We start from the raw sequence: 17,093 nt of genomic DNA on the forward strand, positions 1-17,093 counted from the left end.
CTACTATCATAGCTCTATTTAAAGAACCTTCTGTTAAATCTTTCATAGCAAATCCTAGGTAAGGTACTCCTGATGGAATATGTCCTTGTGTTGGAGCCCAACCTGGCATTCCATGATCTTTTATAAAGTCATTTAATGCTTTTCTTTCTATGTGTTTTTTCTTAACTCCTAATGCACCTATCATTTTATAGTTAGATTGCGGTACATCTCCAGCTCCTGCTGGTTTTGTTATATCTGGATTTTGCATTTCTGCTGAATATCTATCAATATCAGTTATTTTAAGTCCAGCTTTTTCTATAGGATCTGTTACTAAAGATCCTATTACAGCTTGTGGTGATGCTCCAGTTCCAACAGTGTGTCTACCAACTAAATCTGTTCTAAGAATTGGGTTTACTCCATCATTTTTGCTTATTAATACAGCAAATCCACCTAAACAATCTTCAAGAATTGGCATATCTTTTTTAACATGATCTTTACCATTCATTCCAAGTTTTGCGCTAGCTCCACCACCTACAATAACTACGTTATCGTAAACTCCTGATTTAACTAAAGCTGAAGCTGCAATTAATGAATGTGTAGGTCCTGCACAGAATCCTCTCATATCAGCACCTGTAGCATTGTTGCATCCGCAAACTTCTGCTAAAGATTTAGCAAAGTTTCCGCCACCTCTTTGGTTCATATCTCCACAAGCTTCTTCTGAGCATTCTATAACATAATCTATAGAATTAGCATCTAAGTTATTTTTAGCAATAAGGTTTGCAAGAGCTAATACTCCTGAAGCTTTTACTACTAAGTTTTCAAGCATAGTATGAGCTGTTAGATTAAGATCTACATCATGAGCTCTCTCAACACAACCTACTAATTCTCCATCGTTATATAATCCTTCAGAGTGAGATTCTTCTACAGATTTTTTTATACTTTCAGCATCTACACCTTCACCAATTTTTGAAACCATTTCTTCTGTGATTAATGGGTGTTTTGCTAATTTTTCTTTTACTTTTTCTGCAAAAGTTTTTTCTAGTTTTACTAAATCAAAAACATCACAGATTTCCATTAAACCTAAGAATTCATCTTGTGGCATTATTTCACCAAATTTTCCGTATCTATCTACTTCTTCCATTGGCTTATCAAACCAAGGCATTTTTACTTCTCTTAAATCATCTGGAGTTTTATTTCCTATGTAAACTTGATTAGGCATATATTTTACAACCTCATCAAATTTTCTTAGATGATTAGGTAACTCTTTTAAATAATCTGAGTCTGGATTTACTACCTTTTCTGTTGTTTGAGTAGTACCATTGTGAAGTACCATATCTGGAGTATGAACTAAAATATAGCCTGCTCCTTTTACTACTGGATAATCCATTTTTATCCCTCCGATTTTAATTTATAAGCTATTTTACAAACACAAATACTTTACATATAAAGTTTAAAACTATTCTTTTTAAAATCACACAATTAAAACTTCTAAATAACTAACAATTTAAACTTATATTTGACAAAACAAATAAGTTTAGAATATTATTAGTTATGATACTATAAATTTTAACAAACACTTTAACAAACACTTTAACAAACACTTTAACAAACACTTTAACAAACACTTTTAATTTTAACATCTATAATATATAAATGTTTTAAAATACTACTATATTAAACCTTAATTATATTTTATAGATTTAAACCATTTAATTAAAAATCATATTTGATAAGGCAAATATCAAATATCAACAAAACAAACATTTTAGAATACTACTAAATAAAACTATACTTTATATTAAAGTTAATAATTTAAATAAAATATATTAAACTTACAATATTTTATTTTATAAATGGGTGATATTATATCACCCATTTATAATGAGTTTTTTTAATACTAATCGTTAAATTTACAGAATTCTTCTCTTATATCAGTCATTTCTTCTATGATTTCATCAATATCTAAAACCATTTCCATCATACCTATTTGTTCATCGTATACTTCTTCATCTACTTCTGCTTTAAATTCTGGTTCTACTGCATGATAAGCTCTTAATCCTAAAGCTACATTTGATAAAGGTCCAGCAAATGTTGGATCTCCGTTTGTAACTGTTTCAGCTGCAAGTCCTGATGCTTCACCTTCTGCTGCACCTAAAACTACAACTATATTTTCTGCTCCGTATTTATCAGTTAATGCTTTTACTCTTTTTTGATTTTCCAAATCCATTGCACCAGCGGCAGTTCAGACAAAGCACTCAGTTGATGAAAATACCACTTCTGATTCTGTTTTTTCTAAACATTTTTCTATAGCTGGTCCTGGTATACCGTCTCTGTCTCCAATGATTATTACTTTTCTTCCTTCTCCGAATAAACTCATGTTTATTTCCTCCCTTGATTTATTATGTTAATTTATTTATGGTTAATTTATTATTAGATCCACTTAAACAAATTTTTAGCTTTTATAACTATCCAATGTTTTCAGTTATCATTTTTTCGATGTTTTCTTTTGTAGCATCTTCTTTAACTACTTCTGCTACTTTTTCACCATCTTTATATAAAACTATAGCTGGAAGACCTAAAACTCTTTGAGATATAGCAAGTCTTCTTGCTTTTGTAGTGTTTAATTTGCAGAATTTAACTTTTCCTTCGTATTTTTCTGCAAGTTCTTCTACATCTGGCATTAATGCCTTACATGGAACACAACCATCTCCAAAATAATCAACTACTATGAAACCTTCTGATTCTAGTACTTCTTCTTTAAATGTTTTTTTGTCTAATAATAACATTATTATTACCCCTTTCTAAACTGTATATAAAATTTATTTATAATACTTTGATAATAAACTAACTTATCAAAGCTTTATAACTTAAGTTAAAAACTATTTACTTTCAATGTATTTTTCTGCACAAACAGCTGCTGTAGCTCCATCTCCTGCTGCAGTAACTACTTGTCTTAAAGCTTTTTCTCTTATATCTCCAGCTGCAAATACACCAGGTATATTAGTTTCCATTTTATCATTAGTTAAAATGTATCCTTTTTCATTCATTTCAACTTTACCTTTAAATAGGTTATTTATTGGAACATTACCTATAAATACAAATACTCCAAAAGTTCCATCTTCTTCATCAGCAAAGAATTCATGAGTTTCTCCAGTTTTTCTATTTTCAAATACTGCAGATTCAACTATTCCATCACCTTTTATTTCAGTTATAACAGAATCCCACATGAAATCCATTTTAGGATTTTTAAAGGCTTTTTCTTGAATAGATTTTGCTGCTCTAAGTTCATCTCTTCTGTGAACTATTGTTACTTTTCTTGCAAATTTAGTAAGATATAAAGCTTCTTCTACAGCTGAATCTCCTCCACCTACAACAAATACTTCAAGGTCTTGGAAAAAGTCTGCATCACAAGTAGCACAATAAGATACACCTTTTCCTGTTAATTCTTTTTCTCCAGGACATCCTATGTATCTTGGAGATGCTCCTGTTGCTATAATAACAGCTTTAGCTTTATATTCTTCTTTTTCACCTTTTAAAACTTTGATATCTCCTTCAAGTTCTACTTCTTTTATGATATCTTTTTTTCTTTCAGCTCCAAATTCTTCAACTTGTTCTTCCATTCTAGCAATTAAAGTTTCTCCAGTTGCTTCTCTTACTGATCCTGGATAATTTGCAACTTCGTCTGTAATTACTATCTGTCCACCTGCTTTACCTTTTTCAAGTATTAATGTTTTTAATTTTGCTCTTGATGCATATAATCCTGCTGAAAGTCCTGCTGGACCTGCACCTATAATCACAACGTCATAAATATTATCCATTATTTCTCCCCCTTATGATAAATAAAATTAAATGTTATATTATTGATTTAAAACTTTTTCTCCTACTATTTTTTTCTTTGTTTTTTCCTCTGTAACATTCTCTGTTTTTAAAGCTTTAACTAAGGATATACACCCAAATACTAATATAAATATGAATGGGAATGCTGCTGCTACAGATATAGTTTGTAAGCTTTCAAGTCCTCCACTCACTAAAAGAGATACTGCAAGTGCTGCTTGTATTACCCCCCATAATATTTTCTTTGTATTTGAAGGATTCAAATCACCGTTAGAAGTAAACATAGCAAGAACAAAAGTAGCTGAATTAGCTGATGTAATAAAGAATGTACATAGTAAAACTATAGTTATTACAGATACAAATGTAGCTAAAGGATAATTTTTAACTACTGAGAATAATGCTGTGTCTGAAACTTTTGCTATCTCTCCAAGTGCTGTAATAGATAGTTTTTCTTTTAAATTAATTCCAAGTGTACCAAAAGCTGAGAACCATATAAATGATGCAACTGACGGTGCAACCATAACTCCAAGAACAAATTCTTTTATAGTTCTACCTTTTGATATTCTAGCTATAAATGTTCCAACAAATGGAGCCCAAGCAATCCACCATGCCCAGTAGAAAATTCTCCATTGACTTATCCAAGAATTATTACCAAAAGCCTCTATTTTTAAACTATCTCTAACAAAATCAGCTATGTAAAATCCTAACCCATTTGTTAAAGAATTAAAGATTTTCAAAGTAGGTCCTATTAATATAACTGACATTAATAAAACAAATGCTAAAATTAAGTTTATATCTGAAAGTATTTTTATTCCTTTTTCTATACCAGAAACTGCTGTCCAAATAAATATTATAGTAACTATTACTATTATTATTAATTGAACTAATGTAGTTTTAGGTACATTAAATAAAACATTAAATCCACTATTTATTTGAAGAGTTCCAAGTCCTAAAGATGTAGCAACTCCTGAAACTGTAGCAAATACTGCAATTCCATCAATTACTTTACCTAATGTTCCTTTTGCTCTTTCTTCACCGATAAGTGGAATAAATATGCTACTTATAAGTCCAGCTCTTTTTTTTCTAAATTGAAAATATGCAAGAGCTAATCCAATTATGCTATAACTTGCCCATGGATGAAAACCCCAATGAGTAAAAGAAGTCTTCATTGCAAAGTTAGCAGCTTCTACACTACCTGCTTCTAAACCATTTGGGGGGCTTGTAAAGTGAGAAAGTGGTTCTGCAACGCCCCAAAATACTAGTCCTATACCCATTCCTGCACCAAATAACATTCCAAACCATGAAGATGTTTTGTATTCAGGTTTTGAATCATCTGGTCCAAGCTTTATTTTTCCATATTTACTAAATGCTAAAATCAGTGCAAATACTACGAAGAAAAACATTGCCATAAGATATAACCAGCCAAATTTATCTGTTAAGAATCTATATACTGCATTACTAACATTAGAAAAATTTGTTGGAGCAATTAATCCCCAGAAAACTATAGTAAAAACTACTATTAGGGATCCTATAAAAACTTTATTATCACCTGTCTTCTTTTCTCCCATTAAAACAGCTCCTCATTTTTCCTATAGTGCTAGATCTTAATTTGAAATATTAATTAAAATATATTATAATCTAACACTATAGGTCTTATTATATTTTAAAAGTTCTAATTCTAAATTTTAACATCAAATATAGTTTGATCTTCAACATCAGTTGCTAAAGAGTCTAATGCTACACCTACTCTATGGTATCTAAGTTTCCATTGTTGGGCCTTTGGATCTTTTGGATCACCTAGTGGGTAAGGTATAGATATTGTTGGTACTATTTTGTTTGCTCCAACAGTTTTAGCAACTGGTATTAAGTTACACATTTGAACTACTGGGAATCCTGCTCTTTCTATTTCTTTTACCATCGTTGCACCGCAACGTGTACAAGTTCCTCATGTAGAAGTTAATATAACTCCATCTACCTTAGCTTCTTTTAAATATACTACTATTTCTTTTGCCATTCTAGACGCTTCTGCTTCTGTTGTTCCTGTTCCTACTGTTGAGTAGAAATATTCATGTACTTTTCCTATTTTACCTTCTTTTTCATATGCTCTTAAAGCATCTAAAGGTACTATAACATCTGGGTCTGCATCTGCTGCAGCTGGATCAAATCCTGCATGTATAGTTTTATAAACTCCACCTTCTAAATCATCTAAAGCTGATATATCATATCTTCCCCATCTTGTAGCTGAAGCTGATTGAATTCTATCTGGATTGTCTACTGGAACTATTCCACCTGTTGTTACACAAGCTATATTAGCTTTACTTAAATCTTTTATTGGTGCTGCAATTTCTACTCTATCTAATTTTGGAATTGGAAGTTCTGTTTTAAATTCTTCATCATTTAACTTTTTAATCATCATTTCTACTGCTCTATCTGAAGCAGGTTTTCCTGATTCAAGCCAAACTTGATGTCTTATTCCTCTTACAAAGAAACCTTCTTCTTCTGCTGATAATAATTTTTCACCAGCTAATATTTTATCTCCAAATGCTGCCATAGGTTTTATATCTTTTCTCATTCTTCCAGCATTATTTCCACCTACAAATACATAAGCATCTTTCTTAAACATATCTACGCCAGGATTTTCTACATGCATAGATGTTATAACTGGAACATTGAATTTTTCTTTAACAGCTTTACATATGTTACCACAAGCAACTCCGTATCTACCAGCTTGGAATGCAGGTCCTGCAAAGAATATATCAAATTCCTTATCTTCTAAAAATCCAAGTATTTTTTCTACTGCTTCATCTTTATTAGATCCCATAAAGTTATCTCCACATATTACTGTATGAGTAACTTCAGCATTTTTTAATCTTTTATTAAACTCTGTAGCAGGTCCAACTAAACCTTCTCTTATTTCTGGAGCAAAATCTGCTTTATCTTCTCCACCAATTTGTCCAAAGAATTGATTTAAATATACTATTGCCTTTTTCATCTCTATTGCACCTCCCTAAAATTCTTTCATTGTCTTAGGTGACCATCCTGTTACTTGGTCTCCACAGAACATTGCGTTGTTTTCCATTATTATTGATCCATCTTCTTTAACTGATGATCCTAATATTTCATCATCTGCCCATCCGCCAGATAAACCATCTCTAGCTAAAGATTCAAGTTCTCCTATAACAGTTTCCATTGGAGGAAGTTTTATAAGTTCTGAAACATTTCCACAAGAAACTATTGCATTTGCTTTTTCATCTAATGTAACTAATGGTTGAGATTGTCCATCTCTTCCTGTACATTCGTTTGTAACTCCAACTGTTTTAACTCCAACATCTTCTAATGCTACTATACATTCTATAAAGTCAGCATCTGGATTTCCGTATCCTTCTTCTGCAACTATAGCACCATCTGCTCCAAGAGATTTTGCCATTTGAGCTACAAATATTGCTGAACGTTTCTTTTGTTCTAAAGCAACATTTAAGTTTGACATTATAATTCCTAAGAAATTAATTGTTTTTCCATGTTCTTTGTAAAGTCTTTTTATTGTTTGATTGTTTTGGAAATCATAAGTTGACCATTTTGAAGAACAAGGCATAAAGCTTCCTGAAACTACTGCTCCATCTAAAATTTCATTTGGATTCATAAAAGTTGGTACCATATGATTTGCATCCCAACCATAAACTAAATCATTATATCCCATCTCTTCCATTTGAGATTGTGGTTGCATTACCATAACTACTGAAGGTAAATCTGAAACTTCTTTTGATCTTTTTATTACTGGTTGTAATTCATATTCTTCAACTTCTTCTGGTTTTAAATCTTTTACACATGAAGCAACATATTCTGCAAGTTTATGTCCTGCAAGTCTTAATGCTTTATTTTTCTTTTGTTGTTCACGTTTTTCAAAATCTTCATCTGTATCTGCAACAAGAACTATATTCTTAAGCTTAGAGAAGTATGTATATTTTGCTCCTTCTCCTGACATGTCTATAAGACCGTCTTGGAATCCACCCCAGTGCTTTCCTACTACTAAAACACTACAATCTTTTAAAGCATGAGTTACTCCTTTTCCTGCTGGAGCTACTTTTCCTGTAAATCCTGGGAAAATTGTTTCTCCACCTTCTACTTTAACTCTAGGTTCAATAGCTTCTTTAACAGGAACAAGTCTAACTTTATCTCCTGGTTTTACTATTACTAAATCTGCTTCTGTTATGTGTTCATCTTCTTTAACAAAGTTTAGTGCTTCTTCTTTATTAATTGTTAAAATTCCGTCATTGTAAGACGTAGTTTCTCCAAACTGGATATCCTTTACAAAGAAATTACCAATTTTTAAATTCATATTCTACACCCCTTTTTTTACATATTTTTTAATTATTACTGTAAATAAACAAAATATAACATTTTATTCGTTTACAATTTTCTGACTTGTCTTAATTTTACCACACAAACAATCTTTCTGTAAATACGATTATCATATAATCATGGTTATTTTTGTTATAAAAATAACAAATAGCACTTATCAATTTTACTTATGCATTCCACATATTGTAATTTAAATACATATTAAGGTAAATATATCCCCTTTTTTATTGAATTTATTACATATTAAATATATTTTAGAATTTTATTACATATTTTTTGTTTTTTCTTTAATGCTTTTATTAAAATTTCATGGATTAATTGTTTGATATTTTTTAATCTTTATCCATATATTAGAATAATATTTTTTTAATTTTCTAAAAAATAAAAAAACTATATCAAAACAAATATAAATTCATTTTAATATAGTCCTTTTACAAAAATAAAACTACTATTACTTAGCTCTTTAACCTAAGATTTAATAATTCTCTTTATCTTAATCATTAAATTTACAGAATTCTTCTCTTATGTCTGTCATTTCTTCTACGATTTCATCAACGTCTAAAACCATTTCCATCATACCTATTTGTTCATCGTATACTTCTTCATCTACTTCTTCCTTAAATTCTTTTTCTACTGCATGATAAGCTCTTAATCCTAAAGCTACATTTGATAAAGGTCCAGCAAATGTTGGATCTCCATTTGTAACTGTTTCAGCTGCAAGTCCTGCAGCTTCTCCTTCTGCAGCACCTAAAAGTACTACTATATTTTCTGCTCCATATTTTTCAGTTAATGTTTTTACTCTTTTTTGATTTTCCAAATCCATTGCACCAGCGGCTGTTCACACAAAGCACTCAGTTGATGAAAATACCACTTCTGCTGCAGTTTTTTCTAAACATTTTTCCATAGCCGGTCCTGGTATACCATCTCTATCTCCAATAATTATTACTTTTCTTCCTTCTTTAAATAAACTCATTTCAAATACTCCTTTATATATTAATTTAAAATAATTTAATGTAAATTTAAAGTTATACTACAACTTTTAAATCTTATACAAACTATTTATACTTAAGAACTTACATTGTTATTGCTTTTAACTGTTATATTTTTTTTCGAATCATTTTCTATAGTTTCCTTACCTTCTTGTTGCAAAGCCTTTACAAATGAAATACACCCTAAAATCATTATGAATATAAATGGAAAAGCTGCTGCTACAGAACAAACTTGTAAACTCTTAAGTCCTCCTGTTAATAACAATACTGTAGCAAGAAGAGCTTGTATCACACCCCACAATACTTTTTTACTATTTTTAGGATTTAAATCTCCATTAGAAGTAAACATACTTAAAACAAATGTTGCTGAATTAGCTGATGTGATAAAAAATGTACACAATAAGAATATAGTTATTAAAGATACAAGTACTGCTAATGGGTATTCATTTATAACTTGAAACAATGCAGTCTCTGGTACTTTTGCCATTACTCTTAAAGTATTTAAACTTAACTTGCTACCTAAATTTATTCCTAAAGTTCCAAAAGAAGCAAACCAAATAAAAGATGCTAAAGATGGAGCAAGAATAACTCCGATTATAAATTCTCTTATAGTTCTACCTTTAGATATACGAGCAATAAAAGTACCTACAAATGGTGCCCAAGCAATCCACCATGCCCAATAAAATATAGTCCAATTACTTATCCAAGAATTATCTCCAAAAGCCTCTATATGAAGACTATTTTTCACAAAATCACTTATATACATTCCTAAACCATTTGTTAAAGAATTAAATATTTTTAATGTAGGTCCTATTATTATAACTAAAAGTAATAGAACAAATGCTACATAAAGATTAATATCAGATATTAATTTTATACCTTTTTTTATTCCTGTAACAGCTGTCCAAATAAATATCACAGTTATTATACCTATTATAACCATTTGAACAATTTTATTTTGTGGAATATTAAACAAGTAATTTAGACCACTGTTAATTTGAAGAGTTCCAAGCCCTAAAGAAGTAGCAACTCCTGCAACTGTAGCAAATACTGCAAATATATCAATTATTTTTCCTTTTGTACCACGAGCCCCTTCTTCTCCTATAAGTGGAATAAATATACTACTTATAAGACCTGGTTTTTTCTTTCTAAATTGAAAATAAGCTAATGCCATTCCAAGTATGCTATAGTTAGCCCATGGATGAAATCCCCAATGCTTAAAAGATACCATCATTGCAAAATTAGCAGCTTCAGTTGATCCTGGTTTTAATCCTGGTGGATTTACAAAATGAGAAATCGGTTCAGCTACCCCCCAAAATACTAATCCAATACCCATTCCTGCACCAAATAACATAGCAAACCATGAAGATGTTTTATATTCAGGTTTTGAATCATCTGGTCCCAATCTTATTTTTCCATATTTACTAAAAGCTATAGCCAATCCAAAAAACACAAAGAAAAGCATTGACATTAGATAAAGCCATCCAAACTTATCTGTTAGAAAACTGTATGCTTTATTACCTACATCTGAAAAGTTTTTTGGAGCAATCAATCCCCATAAAACTATAGCAAAAACTATAACTAACGATATATAAAAAACTTTATTGTCCTTCTTCTCTATTTTATTTGCCATCAACACACCCCTTATTGTATATCAGAGCTGCCTTAAAGATAGCTTTATATTGGTATATAAAATTTAATATAAGCATTAATAAATACATATAGTATTTTTCCATTTTAAGACAGCTTCTTTTACATAAACTTTAAATTTTTACATCAAATATAGTTTGATCTTCAATATCTGTTGCTAAAGAATCTATAGCTACACCTACTCTATGGTATCTAAGCTTCCATTGTTCTTCTTTTGAGTCTGATGGATCACCTAGTGGGTAAGGTATAGATATTGTTGGTACTATTTTATTTGCTCCAACAGTTTTAGCAACTGGTATTAAGTTACACATTTGAACTACTGGGAATCCTGCTCTTTCTATTTCTTTTACCATCGTTGCACCGCAACGTGTACAAGTTCCTCATGTAGAAGTTAATATAACTCCATCTACCTTACCTTCTTTTAAACATTCTACTATTTCTTTTGCCATTCTAGAGGCTTCTGCTTCTGTTGTTCCTGTTCCTACTGTTGAATAGAAATATTCATGTACTTTTCCTATTTTGCCTTCTTTTTCATATGCTCTTAAAGCATCTAAAGGTACTATTACATTAGGATCTGCATCTGCTGCAGCTGGATCAAACCCTGCATGTATAGTTTTATAAACTCCACCTTCTAATCTTTCTAATCCTGATACATCATATTTTCCCCATCTTGTAGCTGAAGCTGATTGAATTCTATCTGGATTGTCTACTGGAACTATTCCACCACTTGTTACACAAGCTATATTAGCTTTACTTAAATCTTTTATTGGCGCTGCAATTTCTACTCTATCTAATTTTGGAATTGGAAGTTCTGTGTTAAATTCTTCATCATTTAACTTTTTAATCATCATTTCTACAGCTCTATCTGAAGCAGGTTTTCCTGATTCAAGCCAAACTTGATGTCTTATTCCTCTTACAAAATAGCCTTCTTCTTCTGCTGATAATAATTTTTCACCAGCTAAGATTTTATCTCCAAATTTAGCCATAGGTTTTATATCTTTTCTCATTCTTCCAGCATTGTTTCCACCTACAAATACATAAGCATCTTTTTTAAACATATCTACACCAGGATTTTCTACATGCATAGATGTTATAACTGGAACATTGAATTTTTCTTTAACAGCTTTACATATGTTACCACAAGCAACTCCGTATCTACCAGCTTGGAATGCAGGTCCTGCAAAGAATATATCAAATTCCTTATCTTCTAAAAATCCAAGTATTTTTTCTACTGCTTCATCTTTATTAGATCCCATAAAGTTATCTCCACATATTACTGTATGAGTAACTTCAGCATTTTTTAGTTTTCTGTTAAACTCTGTAGCAGGTCCAACTAAACCTTCTCGTATTTCTGGAGCAAAATCTGCTTTATCTTCTCCACCAATTTGTCCAAAGAATTGATTTAAATATACTATTGCCTTTTTCATCTCTATTGCACCTCCCTAAAATTCTTTCATTGTCTTAGGTGACCATCCTGTTACTTGGTCTCCACAAAACATTGCGTTGTTTTCCATTATTATTGATCCATCTTCTTTAACTGATGATCCTAATATTTCATCATCTGCCCATCCGCCAGATAAACCATCTCTAGCTAAAGATTCAAGCTCTCCTATAACAGTTTCCATTGGAGGAAGTTTTATAAGTTCTGAAACGTTTCCACAAGAAACTATTGCATTTGCTTTTTCATCTAATGTAACTAATGGTTGAGATTGTCCATCTCTTCCTGTACATTCGTTTGTAACTCCAACTGTTTTAACTCCAACATCTTCTAAAGCTACTATACATTCTATAAAGTCAGCATCTGGATTTCCATATCCTTCTTCTGCAACTATAGCACCATCTGCTCCAAAAGATTTTGCCATTTGAGCTACAAATATTGCTGAACGTTTCTTTTGTTCTAAAGCAACATTTAAGTTTGACATTATAACTCCTAAGAAATTAATTGTTTTTCCATGTTCTTTGTAAAGCCTTTTTATTGTTTGATTGTTTTGAAAATCATAAGTTGACCATTTTGAAGAACAAGGCATAAAGCTTCCTGAAACTACTGCTCCATCTAAAATTTCATTTGGATTCATAAAAGTTGGTACCATATGATTTGCATCCCAACCATAAACTAAATCGTTATATCCCATCTCTTCCATTTGAGATTGTGGTTGCATTACCATAACTACTGAAGGTAAATCTGAAACTTCTTTTGATCTTTTTATTACTGGTTGTAATTCATATTCTTCAACTTCTTCTGGTTTTAAATCCTTTACACATAAAGCAACATACTCTGCAAGTTTATGTCCTGCAAGTCTTAATGCTTTATTTTTCTTTTGTTGTTCATGTTTTTCAAAATCTTCATCTGTATCTGCAACAAGGACTATATTTTGTAGCTTAGAAAAGTATGTATATTTTGCACCTTCTCCTGACATGTCTATAAGACCGTCTTGGAATCCACCCCAGTGTTTTCCTACTACTAAAACACTACAATCTTTTAAAGCATGAGTTACTCCTTTTCCTGCTGAAGCTACTTTTCCTGTAAATCCTGGAAATATTGTTTCTCCACCCTCAACTTTCACTCTAGGTTCAATAGCTTCTTTAACAGGAACAAGTCTAACTTTATCTCCTGGTTTTACTATTACTAAATCTGCTTCAGTTATGTGTTCATCTTCTTTAACAAAGCTTAATGCTTCTTCTTTATTAATTGTTAAAATTCCGTCATTGTAAGACGTAGCTTGTCCGAACTGGATATCTTTCACAAAGAAATTTCCAATTTTTAAATTCATATTTTACACCCCTTTTATATTTTTTAACAATTTAATTAAAATTGTTGTGAATATTTTTGAATAATTGTTATTTATTGTGATGTATAACTAAATATTAACATATTATACTCCTAGATGTAAACACGATTAATGGATAATCATGTTTAATTTTGTTATTTAAATAACAAATACTACCTATAAATATAAATAATACCTTTATATTTTCATAATAATTTTATATTTACAATATTATTACTTTGTAATATATTCCTATTAGTTAACAAAATAGTAATTATTAAATACTATAAATTATATCTATAACTAATCTCCTTTACATAAGATAAATTAATAGTTATAATATGTTTGGATTTGAAAATAAATATAGAAACGGTGATTTAAATGGACAAGAAAACTATTCAGAAAAAAAGAATGATGAAATATTTTATATCTGCCACTCAAAAAATCATTGAAAAAGAATCTTTTGATTTAGTTACAATCAGAAAAGTATCAGATTTAGCAGGATTTAATAGTGCAACTCTTTATAACTATTTTAAAAACCTAGATGAACTTGTGTACTTTAGTTCAATAAAATATTTAGAAGATTATGTTCATGAACTACCTAGTTTTATAAAAGATTGTGAAAATACTTATGAAGTATTCATAAATATTTGGCGTTGTTTTTGTATTCATTCATTTGAAAAACCTGAAATATATTTTCATCTATTTTTCGCTACTGATAACGATTCAAATGAACTTATAAAACAATACTTTTCACTTTTCTCTGATGAAATTAGTAAACAATCTAAATATTTACTTCCTATGTTTTTGAGTGAAAATCTGTATGATAGAAATTTATCCCTTCTAAAAGAATGTATAAATGAAGATTTTTTAACATCTTCTTCTATTACAGAATTAAACGAAATGATTGTATTGTTATATGAAAGTATGCTTTACAATATTTTAAATAACAAAGTATCATATTCAGTAGAAGAAGCTACAGATAAGATATTAAAATATATAAAAAATTCTATCCTTTCTTATATAAACGATGAAATGCCTAATGCATTTTATAATTTATAAATTACTTCTAGAGTATATACATAAAAAATATTTAAATAAATAAAAATTAAAAAGATAGGGCTAAACTTTAAATTTAAAGTTTAGCCCTATCTTTTATTAGCCATTCTTTTATCAGTTTATTATTATAAACTTAACCTAATATTTATAATATTGCTTTACTTCATATCCTTTACTCTTTAGTTTAGACCATATAAATTCTACATTCTCTAACTTAACTTTTATAAGGTTCATATCTACTGAAAGTTTTTCTACGTTTATTTTTTTTCTTTTCATAAACTCCTTATAATCTTCACTTTCTTTTGGAATAATTGAAGCTAAACCATTAATCTGTATTCCTCCTAAATTGTCCATACTATGAAAATCATTATAAATAGAAATACTAACTCTAGGATTCATAATTATATTAGCAAATTTTTCTCCACCTTCTGATATAAAAAACATATAATCATCTATATAAGTATACTCTATGGCAGTAGACCTTACATTTTTATCAAATCCTGTACAAAGAGTAGAAGTATTGTGGTCACTTATAAACTCATCTATATATTTTCTAATATCCTCTTTATTTTTTTTAAAATCAAAATCTCTTTTTCTTTTAATCTCTAAACCACAATTAACTATCTCATAAGTATTGGATTTATCAATATTTTCAAATGGCATTCCTGACATATCAGAAAATTTTTTCATAGATAAATAGTCTTCTTTATTTAATTTATCTAATGTAAGTTTTCCTAATATAGTTTTCTTAAAAACTACTGATTCTCCTAATATGTCTAATAGTGGCTTTATATATTGTTTGCTTCTTTCCTTACTTAAACAAGTACAAATAACCGCTATAGGCTTATGAGTAAGCCACTTTTTATTTTCACAAACAAATTTATATATTTTTTCACTAATCTTTTCATAATTTACTGAAGATGCAATAACAAAGAAATCAAAATCTTTATACTCATTTTTAAATTCTTCTACTGTACACATTTTTGAAGGTCCTAATATCATGGAAATTTTTTCTATAGCTTCTTTTGTAAAACCATATCTACTTTCATATAAAAGTAAAGTTCTTTTCATAATTAATCACTCCTATTATATAGTTTTTCTAATTTAAAGTATATTCTTCAAGTCATATATTAATTATAAATCTTTTCTATTATTTTACATATGTTTATAATATGAAAAATAGAGCAATTACTTCTTTTATCCTACTACTTCATATTATATTTGCACTTTAATTAACAAAATCTGATTTATATAAAAAATCGTAACATTATAAATAAAAAATTTAATCTTATATAATTTTAATATTATAAATAAACTATATAAAAATAAGTCCATTAGTACTGGAAGATTTTTTTATATGCTTAACTAATTAGTGATATAATATATAGAGCATTAAATTAAAATTTAAGGAGAATTTATTATGGCAAATAATAATTTTTATACTAAAGGTGAAGAAATAGCAAATGCTATAACTCATGGTATAGGTTCACTTTTGGCTATAGCAGGACTTGTAATTTTAGTTGTTCAATCAGCAAGATATGGAGACCCATGGTATATAACTAGCTACTCTATATTTGGAGCATGTATGATAATACTTTATTTAGAATCAACTTTATATCACAGCCTTCCTGGAAAAACTGTAAAAAAAGTATTTAGAGTTTTTGATCATTGCTCTATTTATCTATTAATAGCAGGAACATATACCCCCTATATACTTACTTCCCTTAGAGACCCCCTTGGTTTTACTATATTTGGTATAGAATGGGGACTTGCTATATTAGGTATTGTAATAAAATCCTTTACTACTGGGAAATTCGAAAAATTATCTACACTTATATATCTTTTAATGGGTTGGCTTATAATACTTCATATAAAAAAACTTTCAATAGTAGTTCCTACTATTTCTATAATATATCTAATAGCAGGTGGACTTAGTTATTCTTTAGGTTGTATTCTTTTTATAAAAGATAATATACCTTATAATCATCCAATATGGCATCTCTTTGTAATTGCAGGAACAACTTTTCACTTTTTTTCACTTTTATATATGATTCCTAAAGTTTAACTAATATATAATAATATACTAATGATCAAAGGAGAGATATAGAAAATGATTAAGAATTATATGGAAGATATAATAGATCATATCTTACCAGATCTTATAAAAGAACATAAAGACATATGTACTTGCGATAGATGCATAGAGGATATAAAAGCTGTAGCTTTAAATAAACTTCCACCTTTATACATCGTTACAGAAAAAGGGTTAGTATATACAAAGCTTAATGAATTAAAATCCCAATTCAAAATCAATGTAATTACAGAACTAGCTCTTGCAATTGAAATAGTATCTCAAAATCCAAATCATTAAAATAAATTATATTATTAATATAAAAAACACATTACAATAAATAATTATAAAAAAATAGTACTAGAAAACTTTCTAGTACTATTT

Annotated in this window: 15 protein-coding genes; 3 read left to right on the forward strand and 12 right to left on the reverse strand. The window is 29.3% G+C overall.

Going from position 1 to position 17,093, the window contains the following annotated elements; translation table 11 throughout:
• From grdC to ABDZ71_RS09600, 11 genes are all read right to left on the reverse strand, one after another.
• Positions 1-1,366, reverse strand: a 1,366-nt coding sequence (gene grdC, locus ABDZ71_RS09550) for a glycine/sarcosine/betaine reductase complex component C subunit beta (RefSeq protein WP_343761119.1), incomplete at its 3' end; no start/stop codon positions are given.
• Positions 1,367-1,876: 510 nt separating this feature from the next.
• Positions 1,877-2,356 (reverse strand): glycine/sarcosine/betaine reductase complex selenoprotein A, encoded by a 480-nt coding sequence (grdA, locus tag ABDZ71_RS09555; protein WP_343761122.1) that lies wholly within the window; start codon positions 2,354-2,356, stop codon positions 1,877-1,879.
• 88 nt (positions 2,357-2,444) lie between these two features.
• Positions 2,445-2,765, reverse strand: coding sequence for a thioredoxin TrxA (trxA, locus tag ABDZ71_RS09560; RefSeq protein ID WP_343761124.1), 321 nt, complete (start codon positions 2,763-2,765; stop codon positions 2,445-2,447).
• Positions 2,766-2,858: 93 nt separating this feature from the next.
• Positions 2,859-3,797 carry a thioredoxin-disulfide reductase gene (gene trxB, locus ABDZ71_RS09565; protein WP_343761125.1) on the reverse strand — a complete coding sequence of 313 codons (939 nt, stop codon included), beginning with the start codon at positions 3,795-3,797 and terminating at the stop codon, positions 2,859-2,861.
• A 39-nt stretch (positions 3,798-3,836) separates the two neighbouring features.
• Complete coding sequence (locus tag ABDZ71_RS09570; RefSeq protein ID WP_343761127.1) at positions 3,837-5,381, reverse strand: glycine betaine uptake BCCT transporter; 1,545 nt, start codon at positions 5,379-5,381, stop codon at positions 3,837-3,839.
• Positions 5,382-5,491: 110 nt separating this feature from the next.
• Complete coding sequence (grdH, locus tag ABDZ71_RS09575; protein ID WP_343761129.1) at positions 5,492-6,805, reverse strand: betaine reductase selenoprotein B; 1,314 nt, start codon at positions 6,803-6,805, stop codon at positions 5,492-5,494.
• A 15-nt stretch (positions 6,806-6,820) separates the two neighbouring features.
• A complete protein-coding gene (locus ABDZ71_RS09580) occupies positions 6,821-8,149 on the reverse strand; it encodes a glycine/sarcosine/betaine reductase component B subunit (protein ID WP_343761131.1) in 1,329 nt (442 codons plus the stop codon).
• A 516-nt stretch (positions 8,150-8,665) separates the two neighbouring features.
• Complete coding sequence (gene grdA, locus ABDZ71_RS09585) at positions 8,666-9,145, reverse strand: glycine/sarcosine/betaine reductase complex selenoprotein A (protein ID WP_343761133.1); 480 nt, start codon at positions 9,143-9,145, stop codon at positions 8,666-8,668.
• 92 nt (positions 9,146-9,237) lie between these two features.
• Positions 9,238-10,794: a glycine betaine uptake BCCT transporter gene (locus ABDZ71_RS09590; protein WP_343761135.1), complete on the reverse strand. Its 1,557-nt coding sequence runs from the start codon at positions 10,792-10,794 to the stop codon at positions 9,238-9,240.
• Positions 10,795-10,924: 130 nt separating this feature from the next.
• Positions 10,925-12,238 carry a betaine reductase selenoprotein B gene (gene grdH / locus ABDZ71_RS09595; RefSeq protein ID WP_343761137.1) on the reverse strand — a complete coding sequence of 438 codons (1,314 nt, stop codon included), beginning with the start codon at positions 12,236-12,238 and terminating at the stop codon, positions 10,925-10,927.
• A 15-nt stretch (positions 12,239-12,253) separates the two neighbouring features.
• Positions 12,254-13,582, reverse strand: coding sequence for a glycine/sarcosine/betaine reductase component B subunit (locus ABDZ71_RS09600; RefSeq protein WP_343761139.1), 1,329 nt, complete (start codon positions 13,580-13,582; stop codon positions 12,254-12,256).
• A 378-nt stretch (positions 13,583-13,960) separates the two neighbouring features.
• Between ABDZ71_RS09600 and ABDZ71_RS09605 the strand changes: the two genes are divergently transcribed.
• Entirely contained in the window at positions 13,961-14,641 is a 681-nt protein-coding gene (locus ABDZ71_RS09605) for a TetR/AcrR family transcriptional regulator (protein WP_343761141.1), read from the forward strand.
• A 135-nt stretch (positions 14,642-14,776) separates the two neighbouring features.
• On the opposite strand, the gene ABDZ71_RS09610 is transcribed toward ABDZ71_RS09605, so the two are convergent.
• Positions 14,777-15,709, reverse strand: coding sequence for a flavodoxin domain-containing protein (locus ABDZ71_RS09610; protein WP_343761143.1), 933 nt, complete (start codon positions 15,707-15,709; stop codon positions 14,777-14,779).
• A 349-nt stretch (positions 15,710-16,058) separates the two neighbouring features.
• Here ABDZ71_RS09610 and trhA point away from each other — a divergent pair, with 349 nt between their 5' ends.
• On the forward strand, positions 16,059-16,703 hold the full coding sequence (trhA, locus tag ABDZ71_RS09615) for a PAQR family membrane homeostasis protein TrhA (RefSeq protein WP_343761145.1): 645 nt from the start codon (positions 16,059-16,061) through the stop codon (positions 16,701-16,703).
• Positions 16,704-16,748: 45 nt separating this feature from the next.
• Positions 16,749-17,009, forward strand: a complete 261-nt coding sequence (locus ABDZ71_RS09620; RefSeq protein WP_343761147.1) for a late competence development ComFB family protein — start codon at positions 16,749-16,751, stop codon at positions 17,007-17,009.
• Positions 17,010-17,093: the final 84 nt, after the last annotated feature.

The sequence above is a fragment of the Clostridium oceanicum genome (genome assembly GCF_039521385.1).
Classification (GTDB): Bacteria; Bacillota; Clostridia; order Clostridiales; family Clostridiaceae; genus Clostridium_F; species Clostridium_F oceanicum.